Origin of the sequence: Xanthomonas sp. MLO165, assembly GCF_018831305.1 — a bacterium.
Lineage (GTDB): Bacteria > Pseudomonadota > Gammaproteobacteria > Xanthomonadales > Xanthomonadaceae > Xanthomonas > Xanthomonas arboricola.
Window position 1 is genome coordinate 4,735,817 of sequence record NZ_CP029263.1, and the last position, 21,693, is coordinate 4,757,509.

The 21,693-nt window shown below is 68.9% G+C and carries 13 protein-coding genes and 1 pseudogene; 9 read left to right on the forward strand and 5 right to left on the reverse strand.

The window, feature by feature from the left end; all coding sequences use genetic code 11:
* Nucleotides 1-119: 119 nt before the first annotated feature.
* The 4 genes and pseudogenes from recD to DGN21_RS19930 form a co-directional block, all read right to left on the reverse strand.
* Complete coding sequence (gene recD, locus DGN21_RS19915) at nucleotides 120-2,246, reverse strand: exodeoxyribonuclease V subunit alpha (protein ID WP_215825051.1); 2,127 nt, start codon at nucleotides 2,244-2,246, stop codon at nucleotides 120-122.
* Between the two features lie 353 nt (nucleotides 2,247-2,599).
* Complete coding sequence (locus tag DGN21_RS19920) at nucleotides 2,600-6,574, reverse strand: exodeoxyribonuclease V subunit beta (RefSeq protein WP_215825052.1); 3,975 nt, start codon at nucleotides 6,572-6,574, stop codon at nucleotides 2,600-2,602.
* A complete protein-coding gene (recC, locus tag DGN21_RS19925; protein WP_126966917.1) occupies nucleotides 6,571-9,975 on the reverse strand; it encodes an exodeoxyribonuclease V subunit gamma in 3,405 nt (1,134 codons plus the stop codon). Before recC ends, DGN21_RS19920 begins: the two co-directional genes overlap by 4 nt.
* Nucleotides 9,976-10,336: 361 nt before the next feature.
* Nucleotides 10,337-15,154 (reverse strand): annotated as a pseudogene (locus DGN21_RS19930) (putative Ig domain-containing protein); the annotation flags it as partial.
* A gap of 663 nt (nucleotides 15,155-15,817) precedes the next feature.
* Between DGN21_RS19930 and DGN21_RS19935 the strand changes: the two are divergent.
* The 4 genes from DGN21_RS19935 (at nucleotide 15,818) to DGN21_RS19950 (ending at nucleotide 18,129) form a co-directional block, all read left to right on the forward strand.
* Nucleotides 15,818-16,363 (forward strand): tail fiber protein, encoded by a 546-nt coding sequence (locus DGN21_RS19935; protein WP_102585303.1) that lies wholly within the window; start codon nucleotides 15,818-15,820, stop codon nucleotides 16,361-16,363.
* Nucleotides 16,364-16,428: 65 nt separating this feature from the next.
* A complete protein-coding gene (locus DGN21_RS19940; RefSeq protein ID WP_104544315.1) occupies nucleotides 16,429-16,956 on the forward strand; it encodes a tail fiber protein in 528 nt (175 codons plus the stop codon).
* 59 nt (nucleotides 16,957-17,015) lie between these two features.
* On the forward strand, nucleotides 17,016-17,555 hold the full coding sequence (locus tag DGN21_RS19945; protein WP_024940541.1) for a tail fiber protein: 540 nt from the start codon (nucleotides 17,016-17,018) through the stop codon (nucleotides 17,553-17,555).
* Between the two features lie 4 nt (nucleotides 17,556-17,559).
* Nucleotides 17,560-18,129, forward strand: a complete 570-nt coding sequence (locus DGN21_RS19950; RefSeq protein WP_126966915.1) for a GNAT family N-acetyltransferase — start codon at nucleotides 17,560-17,562, stop codon at nucleotides 18,127-18,129.
* On the opposite strand, the gene DGN21_RS19955 is transcribed toward DGN21_RS19950, so the two are convergent.
* Nucleotides 18,122-18,409 carry a hypothetical protein gene (locus DGN21_RS19955; RefSeq protein WP_102255219.1) on the reverse strand — a complete coding sequence of 96 codons (288 nt, stop codon included), beginning with the start codon at nucleotides 18,407-18,409 and terminating at the stop codon, nucleotides 18,122-18,124. The genes DGN21_RS19950 and DGN21_RS19955 overlap by 8 nt on opposite strands.
* A gap of 235 nt (nucleotides 18,410-18,644) precedes the next feature.
* On the opposite strand from DGN21_RS19955, the gene DGN21_RS19960 reads away from it, so the two are divergent.
* Genes DGN21_RS19960 through DGN21_RS19980 form a run of 5 tightly spaced genes read left to right on the forward strand, consistent with a single transcriptional unit; the run spans nucleotide 18,645 to nucleotide 21,693 of the window.
* On the forward strand, nucleotides 18,645-19,439 hold the full coding sequence (locus DGN21_RS19960; protein WP_054592475.1) for an ATP-binding cassette domain-containing protein: 795 nt from the start codon (nucleotides 18,645-18,647) through the stop codon (nucleotides 19,437-19,439).
* Complete coding sequence (locus tag DGN21_RS19965) at nucleotides 19,439-20,188, forward strand: MlaE family lipid ABC transporter permease subunit (RefSeq protein ID WP_016902129.1); 750 nt, start codon at nucleotides 19,439-19,441, stop codon at nucleotides 20,186-20,188. The genes DGN21_RS19960 and DGN21_RS19965 overlap by 1 nt, the downstream gene beginning before the upstream one ends.
* 11 nt (nucleotides 20,189-20,199) lie before the next feature.
* Nucleotides 20,200-20,745 (forward strand): outer membrane lipid asymmetry maintenance protein MlaD, encoded by a 546-nt coding sequence (mlaD, locus tag DGN21_RS19970; protein WP_016902127.1) that lies wholly within the window; start codon nucleotides 20,200-20,202, stop codon nucleotides 20,743-20,745.
* Entirely contained in the window at nucleotides 20,742-21,404 is a 663-nt protein-coding gene (locus tag DGN21_RS19975; protein WP_024940545.1) for an ABC transporter substrate-binding protein, read from the forward strand. The genes mlaD and DGN21_RS19975 overlap by 4 nt, the downstream gene beginning before the upstream one ends.
* A complete protein-coding gene (locus DGN21_RS19980) occupies nucleotides 21,394-21,693 on the forward strand; it encodes an STAS domain-containing protein (RefSeq protein WP_016902122.1) in 300 nt (99 codons plus the stop codon). Before DGN21_RS19975 ends, DGN21_RS19980 begins: the two co-directional genes overlap by 11 nt.

The following is a 21,693-nucleotide window of genomic DNA, read 5'->3' on the forward strand; positions in this document are numbered from 1 at the left end:
GATACCGCACAACCAGTTTTTCTTCTTCCATGATGCTATCCGGGCATGCCCGGTGATGGTGATAGGCGAACGTGCCGTTCTGCCGTAAGTGATGTTGCCATTGCGCCGGCTCGCGTCCATCAGAACAACGAACCCTGCACGGGCAACGCAGTAGCTGGTTCTGTTGCTGGCTTGGCGGGTGCTGCCTGCTGCTGCGCACCCAACCGCCACGCTAGGCCAGAGATGCGTGCGGCGTGCCGGGCCAGTGCGCTGCGGATGACCGCTTCGCTGCCGGCCAGGTGCAGTGCGCGGCGGGCGCGGGTGATGCCGGTGTAGAGCAGTTCGCGGCTGAGCACGCGGGCGTCGCGGGTGGGCAGTTGCAGCCAGACGGTGTCGAATTCGCTGCCCTGGGCCTTGTGCACGGTCATGGCGAAGGCGCTTTCGTGTGCGGGCAGTGCGGCGGGGTGGAAGCCGCGCACCTGGCCGTCGCCGTCGCCTTCGAACCAGGCGACCAATGGGCCTTGGGCACGGCTGTCGGTGCCGCCGGGCTGGCCTGGCCCTGACGAGGGGCCTTCGTCGCTGCGCCCCGAAGAGGAACCCGCGTCGCTGCGCAAACAGATGCCGACGTCGCCGTTGAACAGGCCGTGGCGGTAGCTGTTTTCGGTGATCAGCAGCAGGCGGCCCTGGAACCAGGGCGAGGCGGCGCCGAGGCGGCGCGCGCCGGAGCCGGTTTCGGCCAGCAATTGTTCGATACGGGCGTTGAGGCCGCGTGCGCCCTGCGGGCCGGCGCGCACGGCGGTGAGCAGGCGCAGGCGCGCGGCATCGCGCAGGGCGGCGGCCGGGTCTTGTGCATCGGCCAGCGCACGCCAGTGCGCGAGCAGTGCGTCGCGGCCCAGGGTGAGCGGGTCTTCGCCGTCTTCGTGGAAGTGCACGCCGGCCAGCTCGCCGCTGCGCAGCAGGGCCAGGGCGGTGTCGGCGTCGCCGGCGCGCACGGCGTCGGCCAACGGGGCCAGTGCAAAGTCGTCCGCCTGCCGGTAGCCGCGCAGCAGGTGGACGCGGTGGCCGGCCAGGCCGTCGCCGTGGGTGGCGGCGGGCGTGGTGTCGCCGGGTGCGTTGCCGAGCAGCGCTTGCAGCGCCTGTGCGTCCTGCGGCTGCAGGGCATCGCCGGGGCCGGCGGCCTGCAGGATGGCGGCGAGCACGTCGCCGGCTTCCACCGAAGGCAGCTGGTCGGCGTCGCCGAGCAGGATCAGCTGGGTGCCATCGGCCACGGCTTCGACCAGCTTGCACATCAGCGGCAGGTCGACCATGGAGGCTTCGTCGACGACGATCAGGTCCAACGGCAGCGGGTTGTCGGCGTGATGGCGGAAGTGCGGGGAATCCGGGATGACGCCGAGCAGGCGATGCAGGGTGCTGGCGCCGCTGGGCAGGGTATCGGCCAGGGCCGGGTCAATGCCGCCAGCGATGGCGCGCGTGACCGCAAGGCGCAGGCTCTCGGCCATGCGCTCGGCGGCGCGGCCGGTGGGCGCAGCCAGGGCGATGCGCGGTACCGGGGTGTTGGAGGCGTGTGCCTGGGCGATGCGCAGCAGCAGCAGGCGGGCGATGGTGGTGGTCTTGCCGGTGCCGGGGCCGCCGGTGACCAGCAGCAGGGTGCGGCGCAGCGCCAGCGCGGCGGCCTGGGCTTGGCGGTCTGGGTGGTGGGATGGGGCCCGTGGGGCCGCACCTTCCTGGTCGACGGATGGCTCGGGCAGGCCCGTGCCCTCACCCGCCTTTCGGGCACCCTCTCCCGGGGGGAGAGGGGAAGCCTGGGGGAATAGCTGCGCGAACAGTGGGGCTAGCGTGGCGGCGTCGAAGGGGGGCGGCGACTGGGCGGCGATGCGTTGCAGGCCTAGCGCCAGGCGGCGCTCGTACTCGCGGTAGCGGCGCAGGTAGAGCAGACCGTGTTCCAGGACCAGCGGGCAGTCGGCGGCGGCGGGGTCTTGCGGATTCGGTTGGTCGACCCAGCGCGAGGCGGCCAGGGTGCGTTGCCAGTCAGTGGGGTCCGGGAGTGCGGGCGCTGGGCCCTCGCGCGTGTCCAGCAGCATGCCGGCGCGGCTGGGGTCCAGCCCTGCGTGGCCGCTGGTGACGGCCAGCGAGGCGAGTGCGGCGCCGGCCAACACCTGGGGGTCGGTGTCGGGGGCCAGGCGTTGCAGGCTCTGGGCGAAGGCCAGATCCAGCGGGCGCAGGGCGTCGGCCTTGATCAGGGCGTTGAAGAGGGTTGGGTGGTTCATGCGGTGGACGCCTCCCGGGCGCAGGCGCCCTCACCCCACCCCCCGCTGCGCGCCCCGGCCCGCGCGGCGTGGCGCAGACACTGCCAGGCACGCGCGCCAGTGTGCGCAAGCGGGTTCTGCCCGCCTCGAGGGGAGCGGGGCGTGCGCACAGCGCTGATCGGGCGTGCGGTCTGTTGGGTCATGGCTTGGATGCTTCGGCGGCGGACGTACCCTCACCCCAACCCCCACTCCGCGCCCCAACCCGCGCCAGCGGCGCGGGCGCTCCAAGGCACGCGCGCCAGTGGCGCGCAACCAGTGCCTTATCGCCCCGGGGAGAGCGGGGCTTTGGTGCGTCAGCGGTAATGGGCTGTGCGCTAGCGGGCATCGGGCGTGCCTGGGTTGCTGGATGTCGGCTCCGGGGCGCTGCCGGCGAACAGGGCGTCCAGGGCTTGGACCAGCGCCGGGTCGAAGCGCCAGGCGTGGATGCCGGGTGCGGGCGTGGCGCCGTTGACGGCGTCGGAGCGGGCGTCGGCGTCGAAACCCGAATCGGAACCGGGGATAGAACTAGAGTCGGATGCGGGGTTGCGGGTGGCGTCCAGGCCGCGGCAGAACAGGTAGCGCACGCCGCCGAAGTCGCGGGCGTAGTCGTAGCCATCGCCCAGGCGGAAACGCAGCCAGCGGTGCAAGGCGACGGTGTAGATCAGCGCCTGCAATTCGTACTCGCTGTGCGCCATGGCGCGGGCCAGGGCGTCGGCGTCGTAGCTGGGCAGGCGGTTGGACTTGTAGTCGAGCACGTACCAGCGCCCGTCCACGGTGTAGGTGAGGTCGATCAGGCCGGTCATCAGGCCTTCCAGCCGCTGGCGTGCGCCGAAGGCCTGGCGGTCGCTCACCACGCCAAACCGGTGCAGCAACGCTAGCAGCGCATCGACGCGGGTGGGCCGCATGGCGAAGTGGAATTCCATCTCGTTGCGGCGCTGCGGCGCGGGCACGGCGGCCAGGGTGGTGCCTTCGGGCAGGGCCACGGTGAGGGTGTGGCCGATCAGCGCGGTGAGCATGGCCAGGCCGTCGTCCCATTCCTTCTCGACGTAGCCGCCGCGCTGCAGCGCCTCGAGGATGGCGGCGGCCTGGCCTTCGGGTGCGGGCAGACCGGGGCGCCAGGCCTGCCAGGCGGCGAAGTCGCAGCGCTCGAACACGTCATGCATCACCACGCCGAAGCGGTTGCCGGCAAAGCGCGGGTCGAAGGCGTCGACCTCGGCGGCCACCGCAACGGCCTCGCTGCCGGACGGCTCGTCGCTGCCGCCACTGCCGACCACCGTGGCGCTGGCCATCGGGTCGGTGGCGGCGCCGGCATCGGCATTGGCCAGCTGGGTGAAGCTGTAGACCCACCAGTCCGGGGCGATATGCCGCTGCGGCGCGCGCGCAGGCGGCACCTGCGCCTCGACCGGCGGCGGCAGGCGCGGCAGGTTGGTGGGCGGCGTGGACATATCGACCACCACTGCGCCCTCGCCGGCCGCGCCCTGCAGTGCGTCCAGCGCGCGCAGCATGCCGGACAGTGCGGTGCGCTCGTGCTGGTGGAACGGGCCGCTGGCGATCCACAGCGCGTGCTCGGCACGGGTCAGGCCGACGTAGAGCAGGCGCGCGTCTTCGGCACGTTGTTCCTGCTTCCAGGCCGCTTCGGCGGCGCTCCAGGTTGGGTCGTCTTTATCAGTCTTCCAGTGCAGCTGGCGGCCGAGCTCCGGCGCATGCACCACGCAATGGCGGCCTGCGCCCTTGTCGCTGCGGCCGATGCCGATGTACGGCAGGAACACCAGCGGATACTCCAGGCCCTTGCTCTTGTGCAGGGTGACGATCTGCACGCGGCGCGCGTCCGATTCCAGCCGCAGCTGCTGGGCTTCGTCGTTGTCGTCGGCATTGGCGATGCGGCGCGACAGCCAGTCGACCAGGCCGTGCGGGCCGAGTGCGCGGGCGTCGGCTTCCTGCAACAGCTCGGCCAGCTGCAGGTAGTTGGTGAGGCGGCGCTCGCCATCGATCAGGGCGAGCAGGCGTTGCCCGTGCGCGGCGCCCAGGTCGCCGATCAGGGCAAGCGGGCCGCCGCGCTGCCAGCGCTCGCGCCAGTCCAGCGCCTGCTGCTGCCAGCGGCGGTGACGCTCGCCGTCGTGTGCGAGCGCGGCGATGGCGGCGGCATCCGCGCCAATCAGCACGGTGGCCAGCGCGGCGCGCAGGCGGCTGTCGTCGCCCGGGTCGAGCAAGGCCTGCAGCAGGGCCAGCAGCTCCAGCGCTTCGTCGGTGGCGAACAGGCTCTGCTTACCGGCCGCCACGGCGGGGATGCCCACCGCGCCCAGCGCCTGTTGCATGCGCGTGGCCTCGCCGTGGCTGCGCACCAGCACGGCGATATCGCCGGCCTGCACCGGGCGGCCATTGACGGTGGCGGTGCCGTCGCGGCCGCCGGCCAGCCAGCCGCGAATCGCCGCCACGCAGGCGGCGGTGGCCAGCTCGCGGGCGCGGTTGGCGCTCCAGGGTTTGGGCTTTCCTGCTTGCTTGGTTTTTGCCGCTGCCGCGGCAGGTGGCGGCGGCGGGTCCGGGGCGCGCCACAGCGTCAGCGCCGGGGCGGGGCCGCCATCGCGTTGCAGGTCGGCATCCACCCGCTTGGTGCCGGGCCGCACCGGGTGGAAGGCGATGCCATCGGTAAGGAAGGCATCGGTGTAGCCGGCCTGTGCGTACAGTGCGTCGATGGCCGCCAGCACGCCGGGGCGCGAGCGGAAGTTGTGGCTCAGCGGCGGGGCGAGTTCGGCAGTGACGGCGGCGGCCAGATAGGTGCGCACGTCGCCGCCGCGGAAGCCGTAGATGGCCTGCTTGGGGTCGCCGATCAGAAACAGCGCCGGCTCCAGGCCGGCCGCGCGTGCGAGCGGGCCTTCGCCGAACACGTTAGAGAAGATCGCCCACTGGCGGTCGTCGGTGTCCTGGAATTCGTCCACCAGCGCGATGGCGTATTGCGCGCGCAGCCGCGCGACCAGCGCCTGGGCCTGCGCGCCTTCCAGCGCGTGCGCGACGCCATCGACCAGGTCGTCGTAGGTCTGCACGCGGCGCTGGCGCTTGAGCAATGCCAGCCGCGCAATGGCGTCCTCGCGCAGGGCATGCAGCAGGCGGATTCGGCGACGGCTGCGCCATGCTTCGACACCGGCCAGCGCGGTGAGATAGCCGTCGATCTCGTGGCTCAGCGGCGAGACCGGGGTGCGCTCGACGAACTTCTTGTTGGTGCCGGCGGCCAGTTCCGCAGCGGTGAGTTTGATCAGCTTGGCGTGCGGCGTTGTGTGCATCGATGGCGCGGCGGCGAAGCTGTCGAACCAGTGCCACAGCGCTGCCAGCCATTCCGGCTTGTAGCTGACCTTGCTCAGGACGCCGCCGTCGATGGCGGCCATGATGGTGTCGAAAAACGCGGTGCCGTGGGCCTGGAATGCCGCGGCCAGTGCAGTACTGGCGTCCTGCACCGCTTGCAGCAGCGCAGCGGAATCGTCGTTTGTCATGGCCACCGCCGGCAACAGCGTTGGATGACGCACCAGCGCGCGCAGATCGCTGGCCAGTGCCTCCGGGCCGCCCGACCACAGCGCGATCAGGTCTTCGGCCATTGCCGCATCGGCGGCGCGCTGGCGCCATAGATCGGCGGCGACTTCGCCGAGCAGTTCGCGGTCGTTGGCGAGCAGTTCCGGTGCGGCGAAGGCCTGGCCGCTTTCCAGCGCATGCTCGCGCAGCACACGCGCGCAGAAGCCGTGGATGGTGAACACGGCGGCCAGGTCGATTTCCTCCACCGCCTGTTGCAGGCGGCGGCGCAGGGCCGCGGGTGTTTCGGTGCCGGTGGCCAGGTGCGTGGCGAGGACGGCGCGCGTGAGCAGCACATCGGGCGCGTCCTGTAGGAGTGGACCTGACCGCGACGAGTCGTCGGCGAGCTCGGTCGCGGCCCGGGCCGCTCCTACGGGGGCGGCGGGTGTTTCGGTGCCAGGGGCCAGGTGCGTGGCGACAAAGGCGTCGGGCGCTTCGTGTAGGAGCGGACCTGGCCGCGACGGGTGGTCGGCGAGGTCGGTCGCGGCCGGGGCCGCTCCTACGGGGGCGTCGGGGACCAGGGTTGCGGCCAGCACCAGGCGCTCGCGGATGCGGCGGCGCAGTTCCTGGGTGGCGGCCTCGGTGAAGGTGACGGCGAGGATCTGGCCGATGCGCAGGCCACGCTCGACCACCAGCCGGGTGAACAGCGTGGCCAGGGTGAAGGTCTTGCCAGTGCCGGCGCTGGCCTCGATCAGGCGTACGCCATGCAACGGCAATTCCAGGTACGGGTCGGTGACCGGGCTGGCGCTCATTCGGCCTCTTCCTGCGCGCCGTGCCAGTGGCGCCAGCTCTCGATCAATCGCTCCGGTTCCAGCGTGGCATCGGCGTTGCCGCGCTCGAGCAGGTCGTACACGCGGTGGCTGGTGATGGCGAAATCGGCAAAGCGCTGCGCGTCGGCGAACGGGTCACGGCCGCGGTTGACCAGGCGCAGTTCCGGACTGTGCGACTCGCTCCAACCGAAGCTGGATTGCCACTGCCCGGCAGCGTCCTTGATGGCCTTGTCCAGGTCGTCGCTGCGCGCGGCCTGGTGATACTTCCAGCTGCTGTAGGGCGCGAACGCCAGCGGCGTCTGCAAGCCCTGCCGGTACATCTGCAGCAGCGCAGCCAACGCGCCCTGCGCCTGCGTCTGCGACAGCGGCTCGGCATCGATGGGATGCGGGCCCAAACCGTCTTCGTCTTCGAAGAAGCGTACATACGGCGCGTGCTCGCCGGCGGCGCGCAGCAGCAGCCATTCCAGGCCGTGGCGGATCGCGCTGCGGCCGCTGAGCGCGCCGACCTGCACCCGCCCCACCCCGCTCGCATACCAGCCGGGCACACGGCCGTGCACCTCGGTCTGGCCGATCTGCACCTGCAACCGGCGCGACTGCGCAGGCTCCTCGCCGCGCCAGTGCCGGAATGCCTCGGCATACGGGCGCAGTTGCGCCACCCGCTCATCGAGCTGGCGTCGCCCCAGCGGCCCGGACGGCAGCAACGCGCGCGCGCGCAGACGCTCGTAGAGCCGCTCGGTGTCGCCGGCCAGCGCGGCGTCGAACACATGCTGCTGCAGGCCGTATTGCTCCAGCCCGCGCGTGGGCGCGAGCAGCGGCTCCAGATCGCTGTCTTCGCCTGCCGGATCCGGCAGGCGCATTCCCAGGCGGTGGCGCAGGAACTGCCCGGCCGGGTCGGCGAACAGGCGGCGCAGTTCGTCGATCGACACATTCGTCGGCACTGCGATGTCATCGGCCGGCAACGCACCGGCCACCCAGGGCGCCAGCGGCTGGCGCTGGCCGGTAAGGCTGTCCACCGCGGGGCGCCACTGCCGGCGATAGCTGAAACGGCGCGGGTCGGCGCCGTGATCACCCGGCGCACCGAAGGCGGCGGCGGCAAACGGCTGCAACGGGTGGTGCACCACCAGCGTGTCGATTGCCGCCGGGTCGGCGTGGTACTGCGCGGCGCTGCCCAGCAACTCACTGACCAGCACCGATGGTTCGCGCGCGCTGCCGTCGCGCGCATCGGCGCCGAGATAGCTCAGGTAGAACACTTCCTGCGCGGAGGCGAACAATTGCAGGAACAGGAACCTGTCGTCCTCGCGGGTCGAACGGTCGCCGTGCCGGCGACGCTCGGTGCCCAGTTCTGCGGTGAGACGATTGAGCCCGGCGGCCGGGTCGCGGCGCGGGAAGTCGCCATCGTTCATGCCGAGCAGGCAGATCACGCGGAACGGCAGCAAGCGCATCGGCACCATGCGGCCGAAACTGATGCCGCCGGTGAGCAGCGGCGCACGCGTGTCCGACTCGCCCAGCACCGCAGCAAAATGCGCGCGCACCACCTCGGCCGGCACGCTGCCTGCGTACTCGGCGCGCACTGCATCGCGGGCGAACTGGTCGATCAAGCTACGCAAGCGGTCCAGCGCGCGCTGCGCACGTGGTGCCGAGGGCGCTTTTGGCATCAATGCCTCCAGCAGGCCGAGCAGCCGCTCGCGCCACTCGACCGGCGTCATCGCCTCGGCCAACACGGACTGGTAGCGTTCGAGCACACGCAGCAGCTTCAACAAGATATCCAGTGCGGCCAGCGCGCTGCCTTCCAGCTGCGGCCAGGGCGCCACACCCTCGATATCGTCGTCGGTGCCGCTGGCATGGCCGAGCAGCAGCCGGTCCAGCGCGAAGCGCCAGGTGTAGGCGTCGTCGCCCGGCGCCTGATGCTGGCGCCGGTGCGCCGCATCCAGCCCCCAGCGCGCGCCGGCCGCATGCAGCCAGCCGCGCAGACGTTCCAGCCCGGCTTCGTCCAGGCCGGCGGCCTCGGCGATCGGCGCACTGGCGAGCAGGTCGAGGATCTCGTGCAGGCCGAAGCGTGCGATCGGCAAGCCGAGCAAGCTCAGGAACACTTCGGCCAGCGGCTCGCTGGCCAACGGGCTGGCATCGGCCAGCGCGTACGGCAAGGCATCGTCGTTGCCGTGGCTGCCGAACACCGCGTCCAGGTACGGCACGTACGGGTCGATATTTGGCGACAGCACCGCGATCTCGCGCGGCTGCAGCGGCGGGTCGAAGCGCGCATCGTCGAGCAAGGCGCGCAGCTGGTCGTGCAGCACCTGCAGCTCGCGCAGCCGTGTGTGGCAGGCGTGCACCTGCAGGCTGGGGTCGTGCAGATTCACCGCCGGCAACACGGCAGGCACGCTGGGCGCGCGGCGATGGAACAGGTCGCTCTGCATGCGCCGCAGCAGGCTGTCGCCCAGGCCGCCGTCGGCCAGTGCGCGGCGGCCGGACTCCAGCGGGTCAGCATAGGCGGCGATCTCGGCCAGCGGGTGCACCACCTCGTAGTCGCCGACCAATGCCATGAAGTCGCGCCCGGCCGCGCCCCAGGCCTGCAGCAGCGGGTTTTCCTGCACCTGCTCGGCAAACAGCTGCACCGCACCGTCTTCGCGACGGCGCTGCCACAGGGTCTGCAGGTCGCCCCAGTAACCTTGCGTGGGCGTGGGCAGGTAGAAATGCAGCGTGCCCACGCGCGCCTGCGTGGCCAGCACGCGCAGCACGTCGGGCGAAATATTCAAGATAGCGAAGGCGAACAGGCGCCTGGGCAAGCCCTGCGGCAGCGGGCCGTCCGGGCGTGCGTAGCGATCCAGATACTGGCCGATGCGGCGCGCGCGGTATTGCCGGCCGGTGGCAATGCTGCGCCACAGCCGCGCCTGCGGATCATCGGGGTCGGCGCCGCCTTCCCAGCGCAGCAACCAGTCGCGTCGCCAGGCCTGGTACTTCTCGAACACATTGCCCAGCTCGCCGGCCAGCGCCCAGGGCTTGAGCGCATCGCCATCGGACAGATAACCGGCCAGGGGCGCCAACGCCGCGTCGCTGCCCAGGTCGGCCTGCAAGGCGGCGTACAGGCGCCACTGCGTGGTCGCCATGTCCAGATCGTCGTCGGCCGGGCCAAGATTGCATTCCAGCGCGCGCGCGACGAACTCGCCGGGGGTGAGGAATTCCAGATTGGCCGCCACGCCGTGCTCGGCCGCCAGCGTGGACTGCAGCCAGCGCCGCATCGCCACCTGCGGGATCAGCACCACCTCCGGCTGCAGCAACGGCTGCTCCGGCACCGGCCGGCGCAGCTCCTGTGCGAGCAAGGCAGCCAGCGTATCCAGCGCATTTGAGGGATAGAGGCGGAAATCGGGCGCGGAAGTGGCGTGCATGCGTACGCGCATTGTGCCGGATGCGGCCGTGCTGCGCTGTTGGCCCAGGGCCGGCGCGCAGCGAGTGGCGCCACTGTTCGGGCCGTACTGGAGTGGGCAGGCGCGCGGCCAACCATGGCGATGACGGCCGACACGCTGGAGCTACTGCACCCGAACGCAGCAGGCACGAGCGGATTGCCGATTGCCTGCGATGCCGTGCGGCCGCGGCGCTCGGCGGTATCGCTGCAAGCCGCCGTCGACCAACGCGCCTCCAGGCGCCGGCACCGCCATGCAATACCCCTGCGGGGGCATCACAAAAAGCGATGGGCCGGGGTCTTCGCCCGGCCCATCGTGTTGGCTTGGTGCACGACGCGGGAGACGATCAGTATTTCTTTTCCAGGTTGATCATCCAGGTCTGATCGTTGTTGCTGTCGCCATCGGTGATGCCGCGGTATTCCAGCCGCGTCGACAGGCCCTGCTCGGTCAGCAACGCCGCGCCGATGCCCACCATCAGGCGGTTGCGATCGAACGCGCTCTGGCCCGCGCGGTAGAACGGCCCGCCGTTCAGATCGGCGTAGCTCAGCGTGGCATCGCCGCGGCCCTGGAAGTCGCGCTGATATTCCACGCGCAACTGCGGGGTCAGCCGGCCCCAGGCCACTTCGCGGCGCCATTCCAGGCGCAGGCCCAGGTTGCCGGTGGTGGTGGCCACGTCCATGTCGTCATAGCGCAGCGCGAACGGCGCCACGCCATCTTCGACATAGCCATCCAGCGTGGCGCGCGCCACATCCACACGCGCATACGGGGTAATCTGCAGCTCGCCGCGTTGCAGGTCCGCACCGGTGGACAGCGAGGCGATCCACTGCTTGCCGTCGCGGTTGCCTTCGGCCATCGAGGCGTCGTCGGTGACATAGCGGCGCAGGTCGTAGGACAGCAGCTGGTAGCCGACCAGGGTGTCGAAGAAGAACGCCTTGCCCGGATGGAAGCTGGCATACAACGCCATGGTGTAGGCGGTGGCCTTGGAGTGGCTGCCGTTCCTGCCCACATCGCTGTCGTCGCGGCCCCAACCCAGACCCGCACCGATCGCCAGCGACTGCGCCACCCGGTAATCGGCACCCACGCTCAGGCCGTCGGTCTGGAAATCCACGCCGTTGCTGTTGGACTGCTTGTCCAGGCTGCCCGAGCGGATCGCACCGCCCACCCACAGCCCCAGATCGCCCTGGCCCTGCGCGGTGCTGGTGCCGGTGCTGGCCACTGCCGGCGCATCGCGGAAGTCGTTGTCGGCCTCCTGCGTGTCCGGGCTGCACGGCTGCGCACTGATGCCGCGGTCGGCCTGGCGGCAATGCGAGGTCGGCTGGAAGCTCACCGCGTTGCTGAAGGTGCTGCCGCCGCGATGGGTGGCTTCCAGACGGCGCTGGAAGTTGTCGATCTGCGCCCGCGCAAAACGCCGCGTGGACTCGGACTGCGCATCGATCAGGCCGCGTACTTCCGCATCCATGCTGGGATCGCGGCGCGGCGCGATGGTGAACACCACGTTGGCCGGCACCGACGTGGCGAACGCGTTGGACAAGGTGAACTGCACCGTGGCCTGGCCGACGAAGGCCGGGTTCGGGGTGAAGGTCAGCATGAAGGTGGGCGTCTCGGCCATTGCAGCTGCCGCCGGCGACGGGCCCGATGCACGTGCCGCCGCCGCGGTGGCGAGACCACCAACCTGGGTGATGGTGGCGGTACCGGCCGACGCAGGCAGCACCGCAACCACGGCTGCCGCCACGAACGGCCCGCCGGTGGCATTGCGGGTCAGATCGACCTGCTGCGCCTCGCCCGGCACTGCCGCCGCAGTCACCGACACCGCAACCGGCCGCGCATTGACCGCAATGGTCACGGTGGCCGCCGCCGAGGTGCCGCCGCTGCCGGTGACCGTGTAGCTCACCACATCGGTGCCGACGAAACCGGCAGCCGGCGTGTAGACCAGTTCCAGCCCGTTGACCACGGCGGTGCCGTTGGTCGGCGCAGCGGCAATGGCGATCGCGGTGATGTTGCCGGTGTCGTTGGCGGTCACCGCCACCGTCACCGCAGCATCGGACATGGTGGCCGCCACATCCGCTACCGCCACCGGCGCCGCATCGCTCACCGTGAAGCTGTAGGCCTGGGTGGCGCTGGCATTGCCGGCATCGGCCACCGCGATGGTGAAGGACGAGGTGCCCTGCGTCGTCGGCGTGCCCGACAGCGTGCCGTCGTTGGCCAGCGTCAGGCCGGTCGGCAACGTGCCGCTGGCGATGCTGTAGCGATAGGGCGCAACGCCGCCGCTGGCCGTGAGCACCTGGTTGTACGCGCTGCCGCGCACCGCCGGTGGCAGGGTCGGTTGCGCCAGCACCAGCGTTGCCGCCGCGATGGTGACCGAATAGTTCTGGCTGGCCTGCACCGCCGGGCTGGGCGTGCTGTCGGTCGCGGTCAGGGTGAAGTTGAAGGTGCCGGACAAGGTCGGCGTACCACTGAGCGCGCCGGTCGCTGCATCGACAATCACGCCATTGGGCAATGCGCCCGCAGTCAGTGCATAGCGGTAAGGCGCAGTGCCGCCGGTGGCCGGCGTGATCGCCGCGGAGTACGCCTGCCCGGCCGTGCCTGCCGGCAAGGTGCTCGCCGGCAACGCCAGGTTCGGGCCGGCCACGGTCAATGCATAGGCCTGCGTGGCGGTGAAGGTGTTCGCGTCGGTCGCGGTCACGGTCACGTTGAAGCTGCCTTCCACCGTGGCGGTACCCGACAACGTGCCGTTGCTGGCCAGCGTGATGCCGGCAGGCAGGCTGCCCGCGCTGACTGCATAGGTGTACGGCGCGGTACCGCCGCTGGCGCTCAGGGTCTGGCTGTAGGCGGTGCCGCGGGTGGCGGCCGGCAGCGTGGTGGGCGCGATCACGACCACAGGTGCCGCGATGGTCAGCGTGTAGCTGCGGCTGGCCTGCGCCGCCGGGCTGGGCGTGCTGTCGGACACGGTCAGGGTGAAGTTGAACGTGCCTGCCACGGTCGGCGTGCCGCTGAGCGCGCCGGTGGCCGCGTCCACCACCACACCTGCCGGCAGGACACCGCCGGTCAATGCATAGCTGTAAGGCGCCGTGCCGCCGGTGGCCGGCGTGATCGCCGCGGAGTACGCCTGCCCGGCCGTGCCTGCCGGCAAGGTGCTGGCCGGCAACGCCAGGTTCGGGCCGGCCACGGTCAGTGCATAGGCCTGAGTGGCGGTGAAGGTGTTCGCGTCGGTCGCGGTCACGGTGACGTTGAAGCTGCCTTCCACCGTGGCGGTGCCCGACAACGTGCCGTTGCTGGCCAGCGTGATGCCGGCAGGCAGGCTGCCCGCGCTGACTGCATAGGTGTATGGCGCGGTGCCGCCGCTGGCGCTCAGGGTCTGGCTGTAGGCGGTACCGCGGGTGGCGGCCGGCAGCGTGGTGGGCGCGATCACGACCACAGGTGCCGCGATGGTCAGCGTGTAGCTGCGGCTGGCCTGCGCCGCCGGGCTGGGCGTGCTGTCGGACACGGTCAGGGTGAAGTTGAACGTGCCTGCCACGGTCGGCGTGCCGCTGAGCGTGCCGGTGGCCGCGTCCACCACCACACCCGCCGGCAGGACACCGCCGGTCAATGCATAGGTGTAAGGCGCCGTGCCGCCGGTGGCCGGGGTGATCGCCGCGGAGTACGCCTGCCCGGCCGTGCCTGCCGGCAAGGTGCTCGCCGGCAAGACCAGATTCGGGCCAGCCACGGTCAGGGTGTAGGCCTGGTTGCCGGTGAAGCTGCCCGCATCGGTCGCGGTCACGGTGAGGTTGAAGCTGCCTTCCACCGTGGCGGTACCCGACAGCGTGCCGTTGCTGGCCAGGGTGATGCCTGCCGGCAACGTGCCACTGGCGAGCGCGTAGGTATACGGCGCGGTGCCGCCGCTGGCGCTCAACGTCTGGCTGTAGGCGGTGCCGCGGGTGGCGGCCGGCAGCGCGGACGGCGCGACCACGATCGGCGGCGCAGCGATGGTCAAGGTGTAGCTACGTGTGGCCTGCGACGGCGTGCCTGTGGTGCTGTCGGTGGCGGTCACGCTGAAGCTGAAGCTGCCCACGCTGCCGGGGGTGCCGGTCAGGGCGCCGCTGCTGCCGTCGAGCGTGATGCCCGCCGGCAAGGCACCGGCGGTGACGGCGTAGGTGTACGGCGCAACGCCGCCGGTCGCCGGATTGAGCGCACTCGAATAGGCCTGGCCGGCGGTGCCGGCCGGCAGGCTGGTCGCCGGGAAGGTGGTCGTGGCCACGGCCACGGTCAGCGTGTAAGCACGGGCGCCGCTGGTGGGGCTGCCGCCGCTGTCGGTGGCGGTCGCGGTGAAGTTGAAGCCGCCGCTGGCGGTGGGCGTGCCGGACAGCACGCCGCCAGCGCTCAGGCTCAACCCGGCCGGCAACGCACCGGCCGTGATGGCAAAGGTGTACGGCGCGGTGCCGCCGCTGGCGCTCAGGGTCTGGCTATAGGCGCTGCCCGCGGTCGCCGCCGGCAGCGATGCCGGCCCGACCACCACCACCACATCGTCGTTGACGATGGTGCCGGTACCGGTGGCGCGGGCGATGCTCGCGTTGCTGGCGCCGGACAGGCCGACGCTGAAGGTCTCGTTGGGTTCGACCGCGGTGTCGCCATTGACGGTGATCGCCACGCCCTGCGCGGTAACGCCCGGCGCGAAGGTCAGCGTGCCGGAGCGGGCGGCGTAGTCGCTGCCGGCGGTGGCGGTGCCATCGGCGGTGATGTAATTGACCGACACGGTCTGGCCGCTGGCCGCACTCAGGCTCACCGTGAAGGTGGCCGTGGTGGTGCCGCTGTTGCCTTCATTGACGCTGACGTCGTCGATCGACAGTGCAGGCAGCGCATCGTCGTTGACGATGGTGCCCTGGCCCTGGCCATCGCCCACGCTCGCCCCGGTGACGTTGCTGACGTTGACGAAGAAGGTCTCGTTCGGCTCGCTGAGCGTGTCGCCGTTGACCAGCACGGTGAAGGTGGCGCTGCTGCTGCCGGCGGGGATGGTCTGCCCGGTCAGGCTGGAGGCAACGTAGTCCACGCCGGCAGTGGCGGTGCCGTCGGCGGTAGCGATATCGAAGCTGACGCCGCCGGTGCCCGCCGGCTGGCTGAGCGAGACGGTGAAGGTGGCATTGGTGGTGCCGGCATTGCCCTCGTTCACCGACACGTTGTTGATCGACAGCGTCGGCTGGTTAGGAGTGATGGTGATGTTGACGGTGATGGTGTCGCCCCGGCCATCTTCCAGCGGGAACGTATCGCTGGTGGCGCTGTCACCGTTGTGGGTGTAGGTGACGATCTGCGTGCCCTGCGCACCACTCGGATTGGGCACCACGAGCGTGCCGTGCGGGGGTTGCACGCCGTTCCAGCCGATGCCGATATCGTCTGCTCCCGTGCCATCGCAGGTCGTCACGTCGATCTGTACCGAACCGCCCTGCACCACGGTGGCGTTCAGCGTCGGGCAGTAGGTCGAGGCTTGCGCCATCGCCCAGCCTGGCGCCAAGAGCATCATCGCGAACAGGACAAACATCACGGCCAAACGTGCGCGGCCGCCGGTGGCGTCCGCTGGAAACCTACGTTGCTTGTTCACTGTCCACACCCCTGGAGCGCGCCATCCCCGGCGCCGGCAACGATCCTCGTGCCTGAAGACAACGTCGCCCTAGTGGGATTGCTCCCTTCGACATTGCGAGGGTATTTGAACAGGAACTGACTAACGAATAAAGAACAAAAACTTAATACTTCATTCCAATTCTGAATAGTTGAGACTTGCTCTATTCAAACATGACATGTATCTGTGCAAATTATTCCGACACGCAGTCGGCGTTGCACTTACGGGAAGGAAGTCCGCATGAGTGAGTTCTTCTTGGGTCAGATCATGATGACCGGCTTTGTGTTTGCGCCCAAGTATTTCGCGCAGTGCAATGGCCAACTGCTGCCGGTCAATCAAAACCAGGCACTCTTCAGCTTGCTTGGTACGCGTTTCGGTGGCGACGGCCGCACTACCTTTGGCTTGCCGGACATGCGCGGGCGCACGCCCATCGGCTTCGCACCGTCAACGGATCCGAGCTGGCAACCGCCGGTGCCGCCACTGGGCCAGATGGCTGGCAGCGAGAACGTGACGCTGCTGCCAAGCAATTTGCCCGCACATACCCACCTGCTGGAATCCACCAGCACTACGGGCAATAACCGCAGTCCTTCTGGCCGCAACTTCGGCAACAATGCCAGCACCACCGGTCCGGCCACTGCGCTCTATGCGGCACCGGGGACGCTGGTGTCCTTGGACCCGAAGTCGGTAGGCCCTGCCGGCGGCAGCCAACCGCATCCAAACATGCAGCCTTACACCACGATCAATTTCTGCATTGCGCTGTCCGGCATCTTTCCCTCGCGTAGCTAGTTCGCCGGCACTTCTACACGCTGCGTGCCGATGACGGCGCGGCATCACAGACCAGGAAGGACACCATGGCCACTCCATTCATCGGCGAGATCCGCATGTTCGGCTTCGGCCGCACCCCGCAGGGCTGGCAGGCCTGCGACGGCAGCCTGCTGTCGATCTCCGAGTACGAGACCCTGTTCGTGCTGATAGGCACGCTCTATGGCGGTGACGGGCAGAACACCTTTGCGGTACCGGACCTGCGCGGACGCGTGCCGCTGCACCAGGGCCAGGGCCCTGGTCTGAGCAACTACGTCATTGCCCACACCTCTGGCACCGAAACGGTGACGCTCGACAGCCTGCAGATGCCGGCGCACACGCACACGCTGGTCGCCACACCCACTGCCGCCACCGCGACCGCGCCTGCGGGATTGCTGCCCGGCACAGTGACCGGCGACGTGTTCTACGCGACCGATACGACCGGTGCCACGGCAGCGCCGATGGCGACGCAATCGACGACGATCGCCGGCGGCGGACAGGCGCACGACAACACTATGCCGACCTTGACGGTGCAGTACTGCATCTCCACCGCCGGCATTTTTCCACAGCAGAGCTGATCGATTCGGCGCACCGCGCTCATCGCGACGCCCACCCGTTCCATCGGAGGAATGCGTTCATGACCGAACCTTATACCGGCGAAATCCAGCTGTTTGGCTTCGATTTCAATCCCGTCGGCTGGGCGCTGTGCAATGGCGCCACATTGCCGATCGTTCAGAACACTGCGCTGTACTCGCTGCTGGGTGTCGCCTACGGCGGCAACGGATCCAGTACGTTCCAGTTGCCCAACTTCTGCGCGCGCGCCGGCTGCCAGCAAGGCCAGGGCGGCGGACTGAGCAACCGGCAGCGTGGTGACACGTTCGGCACAGCCGGGGTGAGCCTGCTGAGCAATCAGATTCCGCCGCACCAACACGGCATCAACGCATTTTCACAAGCGGACTCGACCAAAAAGACCGGCACACCCGCCAATGGTGCGGCACTGTCGACGATGAGCAGCAGCACCGCACGTCCATTCGTGACGGTGACGCAGCCTGATACGCAGTTCTCGCCGACCGCGCTGCTGCCCACCGGCAATGGCGTAGCGCACGAGAACCAGCAGCCCTATCTGGCCGTGAACTTCTGCATTGCGTTGTACGGCGACTACCCAGACTTCGGTTGACGTCATGGCACGCCTGCTTTCCAGCAAGGTGATGACAGCATCGTTGGGCGCAGGCCAGGCCGCTGTACCGGATGCGCATGCCATCGCATTGCGGGCCGAGCAGGATGCCGATCTACCCTGGCTGCAGGGTCTCTACGCGAGCACGCGCAGCGAAGAGCTGGCGCAGGTGCCCTGGCCGGACACAACCAAGCGCGCGTTTCTGGATCAGCAGTTCGCCCTGCAGCGCGCGCATTATCTGCGCCATTTTCCCGATGCGGACTTCATGGTCGTGCAGTGGCAGCACGAACGCATCGGCCGGCTGTATCTGCAGCGCGCACCGTCGCAACACGCAGTGATCGATATCAGCCTGATGCCGGCATGGCGTGGTAAAGGCATCGGCACTGCGTTGATTGTGCAGGCGCAAACCCGCGCATGTGCAGCGGGATGCGGCTTATCGCTGCACGTTCTGCATGCCAATCCAGCTGCCCAACGTCTCTATGCGCGTCTGGGGTTTGTCGCCGGCGATTCCGGCGATACGCATCTGGCAATGCATTGGCGCGGCACCGAAGCAGACGCGGTCACGCAGCTCAGTTGAAGATCGCCTGATACAGAAACCCGTCGCGCTCGCGCGCTACCGGCACCAGGAAGATGCCGATCTCGCCCAGCCGCGTGTGACGTAACCGATAGGTCTGCTGCGGAAACAGAAATGCCGAGCTGTTGCGGAACAGCAGCGAGAATGGCGCGCGATGGACTGCGTGCTTGGTGGGCAACGGCCGTGCCTCCACCAGCACGAATGGAACCTCGCCTTCGTTCAATGCGGCAGAGAACGTGTCGTTGACGCTGCCTGCAAAGTGCTCCAGGGTCAGTAAGTCCATTTTGTGCTCATGGTCGGCTGGGAATCCGATCATCCACGTAGGGCATACCTGCCACAACACCTGCGCGTTCGAAGATTGCATTGCGTCATGCATGAGACGGCCTGTTGCATAAGCGCCGGCGGTGACGCGTCTGCTGCAGTACAGGCGTCATGCGACAATACTGCACGCGCCGGTTCGGTTATGTTCAGCCGGATGACGGCTACTCTATCGCGTTGGAATTCTGTTAAAGGCTTCGATGACGGCGTCCGCATCCCCTGTCGTGCAGTTGTCCGGTGTCCGCATCGATCGCGGCGGTCGCACGATCCTGCGCGACGTCTCGCTCGACGTGCCGCGCGGTAGCATCACGGCCGTGCTCGGTCCTTCCGGTAGCGGCAAGTCCACCTTGCTGGCCGCACTGACCGGTGAGCTGCGTCCGGTTGCCGGCACGGTCACCCTGTTCGGCAGCGCAATCCCGCACGGCAACCGTGCACTGCTGGAGATGCGTCGCAATGTCGGCGTGCTGCTGCAGGGCAATGGCCTGCTGACCGACCTGAGCGTGGCCGACAACGTCGCGCTGCCGCTGCGCACCCACACTCGCCTGCCGGCGCCGGTGCTGCAGCGCCTGGTGCAGATGAAGCTGCATGCGGTGGGCCTGCTGGCCGCCGCCGATGCCTGGCCGCGCGAACTGTCCGGCGGCATGGCGCGGCGTGTGGCGTTGGCGCGGGCGCTGGCACTGGACCCGCCGCTGATGATCTACGACGAACCGCTGACCGGGCTGGACCCAATCGCGTCTGGCGTGATCATGAGCCTGATCCAGCGCCTCAACGACAGCCTTGGCCTGACCAGCATCATCGTCAGTCACCACGTGCACGAAACCCTGCCGATCAGCGACCAGGCCGTGGTCATCGCCAATGGCGGCATTGTGTTCGCCGGCACGCCCGAGCAATTGCAGGACAGCACCGACCCGCTGGTGCAGCAGTTCCTGCATGGCCAGCCGGATGGCCCGATCGCCTTCGATGCGGCGCCGCGGCGCGACCGGAGTGCTGCCTGATGGCCATGGTCGACTCGATCCGCGCCTTCGGCCGCGCCGGGCTGTTCTCGCTGACCGTGCTGCGCGGCTCGGTGCCCACGCGCGACTTCATCGCCGAACTGGTGCGCGAGATCTACAAGGTCGGTGCGCGCTCGCTGCCGATCATCGCCGTCGGCGGCGCCTTCGTCGGCCTGGTGCTGACCCTGCAGGGCTACCGCACGCTGACCACCTATGGTGCGTCGGATGCGCTGTCCACCTTGCTGGGGCTGTCGCTGTACCGCGAACTGGCACCGGTGCTGACTGCGCTGTTGTTCATTGGCCGGGCCGGCAGTTCGATCGCGGCCGAACTTGGCCTAATGCGCGCCACTGACCAGATCAAGGCGCTGGAGCTGATGGCCATCGATCCGGTGGCCAAGGCGGTGGCACCGCGCTTCTGGGCGGCGGTGCTGACGGTGCCGTTGCTCACCGGCGTGTTCTGCTCGCTGGCCATCACCGGCGGCTACTTCGAGGCCGTACACGTGTTGGGCATCGACAACGGCACATTCTGGTCGGGGTTGAGCAACAGCGTGGACTTCTGGGACGACTTCGGCGTGGCGATGCTCAAGTCGGCGATCTTCGGCGGCACGGCCGCATTGGTCGCCGCCTACGTGGGCTTCCACGCCGAGCCGACCATCGAAGGCACCTCGATCGCCACCACCCGTGCGGTGGTGAACGCCTCGCTGCTGGTGCTGATGTTCAACTTCGTCCTTTCTGCAATGTTGTTTAGGTGAGTGGAATAACTATGGCCATGCGTGGACCACGACTCGAATTCGCCGTCGGCGCCTTTCTGCTGCTGACCCTGGCCTCGCTGCTGGTGCTGGCGGTGGCCTCGACCAACCAGCGCTGGGGCTTCGGCTCCAGCCAGTACACGCTGACCGCGCGCTTCAGCCAGATTGGCCAGCTGCGGGCGCAGGCGCCGGTGAAGATCGGCGGCGTGACCATCGGCAAGGTGTCCGATATCAGCCTGGACCCGACCAAGTTCGACTCGGTGGTCACCCTGTCGCTGGACAACAAATACAAAGATCTGCCCGCCGACACCTCGGCCGGCATCTTCACCAGCGGTTTGCTGGGCGAGAGCTATATCGGGCTGCAGCCGGGCGGCGACCCGGAGACGCTCAAGCCGGGCGAAGAAATCGGCTTCACCCAGCCGGCGGTGGATCTGCTGCAGCTGGTCGGCAAGTACATGTTCAGTGGTGGCGGTGGTGGCAGCAATGCCCCGGCCGCCACCGATGGTCAGGCCCCGGCGCCTGCCCAGACCGCTTCTCCCTCTACGGAACCACACCAATGAAGACCACCCTGCTTTCCGCCATCCTGGCCTCGACCCTGCTGGTGTGCGCACCGGCCACCGTGCTGGCGCAGCCGGCTGCCGCCAGCGCGCCTGCGCAGGGCGCGGCGACCAAGACCGTCATCGACAGCAGCACCCGCATCCTGAGCACGCTGGATCAGCGCCGCGCCGAGTTCCGCAGCAACCCGGCCGCCCTGCGCCAGTACATCAATGGCGAATTGAACAAGGCCTTCGACCGCGATTACTCGGCCCGCCTGGTGCTGGGCGTCAACGGCCGTGGCGCCTCCGATGCGGACGTCAAGCTGTTCGCCGATGCGCTGGCCGACAACCTGATGCAGCGTTACGGCACCGCGCTGCTGAACTTCGAAGGCAAGCCGACCTTCCGCGCCAAGTCCGAGAGCGCGCTGCCGGGCAACCGCGGCGTCAAGGTGTCTACCGACCTGCTGCGCGCCGGCAACGACCCGACCCCGGTCGACTACATGATGCGTAACGTCGGTGGCCAGTGGAAGATCTTCGATGTGATGATCGAAGGCATCTCCTACGTGCAGACCTTCAAGACCCAGTTCGACGGCCCGCTGCGCGAGAAGGGCATCGCCAAGGTCGCCGCAGAGCTGCGTAGTGGCAATCTGCAGGTCGGTCCGGCACCGGCCAATGGCAAGTAACAGCTCCGTGCAACGCAATGGCGACACGCTGGTACTCACCGGCGTGCTCGACCGCGACGCGGTCACTGCGGCCTGGCCGCAGGCGATCGCGCAGCTGGACGGCATTCGCACGCTGGACCTGTCGGGTGTACAACGCCTGGACAGTGCCGGCGTGGCGATGCTGGCCGAACTGGCTGCACGTGTGCGCAGCAGCGGTGCCGGTCCTGTCACGGTGGTGGGTGAAGCGTCCGGTCTGGACGAATTGCGTGCCGCCTACCGTTTGTCCCCTACTTTCGATTTCCAGGCCTGA

Coding starts and splice junctions, on each gene's coding strand:
- recD (WP_215825051.1), bottom strand. CDS start 2,246: ATGAACCACCCAACCCTCTTCAACGCCCTGATCAAGGCCGACGCCCTG.
- DGN21_RS19920 (WP_215825052.1), bottom strand. CDS start 6,574: ATGAGCGCCAGCCCGGTCACCGACCCGTACCTGGAATTGCCGTTGCAT.
- recC (WP_126966917.1), bottom strand. CDS start 9,975: ATGCACGCCACTTCCGCGCCCGATTTCCGCCTCTATCCCTCAAATGCG.
- DGN21_RS19935 (WP_102585303.1), top strand. CDS start 15,818: ATGAGTGAGTTCTTCTTGGGTCAGATCATGATGACCGGCTTTGTGTTT.
- DGN21_RS19940 (WP_104544315.1), top strand. CDS start 16,429: ATGGCCACTCCATTCATCGGCGAGATCCGCATGTTCGGCTTCGGCCGC.
- DGN21_RS19945 (WP_024940541.1), top strand. CDS start 17,016: ATGACCGAACCTTATACCGGCGAAATCCAGCTGTTTGGCTTCGATTTC.
- DGN21_RS19950 (WP_126966915.1), top strand. CDS start 17,560: ATGGCACGCCTGCTTTCCAGCAAGGTGATGACAGCATCGTTGGGCGCA.
- DGN21_RS19955 (WP_102255219.1), bottom strand. CDS start 18,409: ATGGACTTACTGACCCTGGAGCACTTTGCAGGCAGCGTCAACGACACG.
- DGN21_RS19960 (WP_054592475.1), top strand. CDS start 18,645: ATGACGGCGTCCGCATCCCCTGTCGTGCAGTTGTCCGGTGTCCGCATC.
- DGN21_RS19965 (WP_016902129.1), top strand. CDS start 19,439: ATGGCCATGGTCGACTCGATCCGCGCCTTCGGCCGCGCCGGGCTGTTC.
- mlaD (WP_016902127.1), top strand. CDS start 20,200: ATGGCCATGCGTGGACCACGACTCGAATTCGCCGTCGGCGCCTTTCTG.
- DGN21_RS19975 (WP_024940545.1), top strand. CDS start 20,742: ATGAAGACCACCCTGCTTTCCGCCATCCTGGCCTCGACCCTGCTGGTG.
- DGN21_RS19980 (WP_016902122.1), top strand. CDS start 21,394: ATGGCAAGTAACAGCTCCGTGCAACGCAATGGCGACACGCTGGTACTC.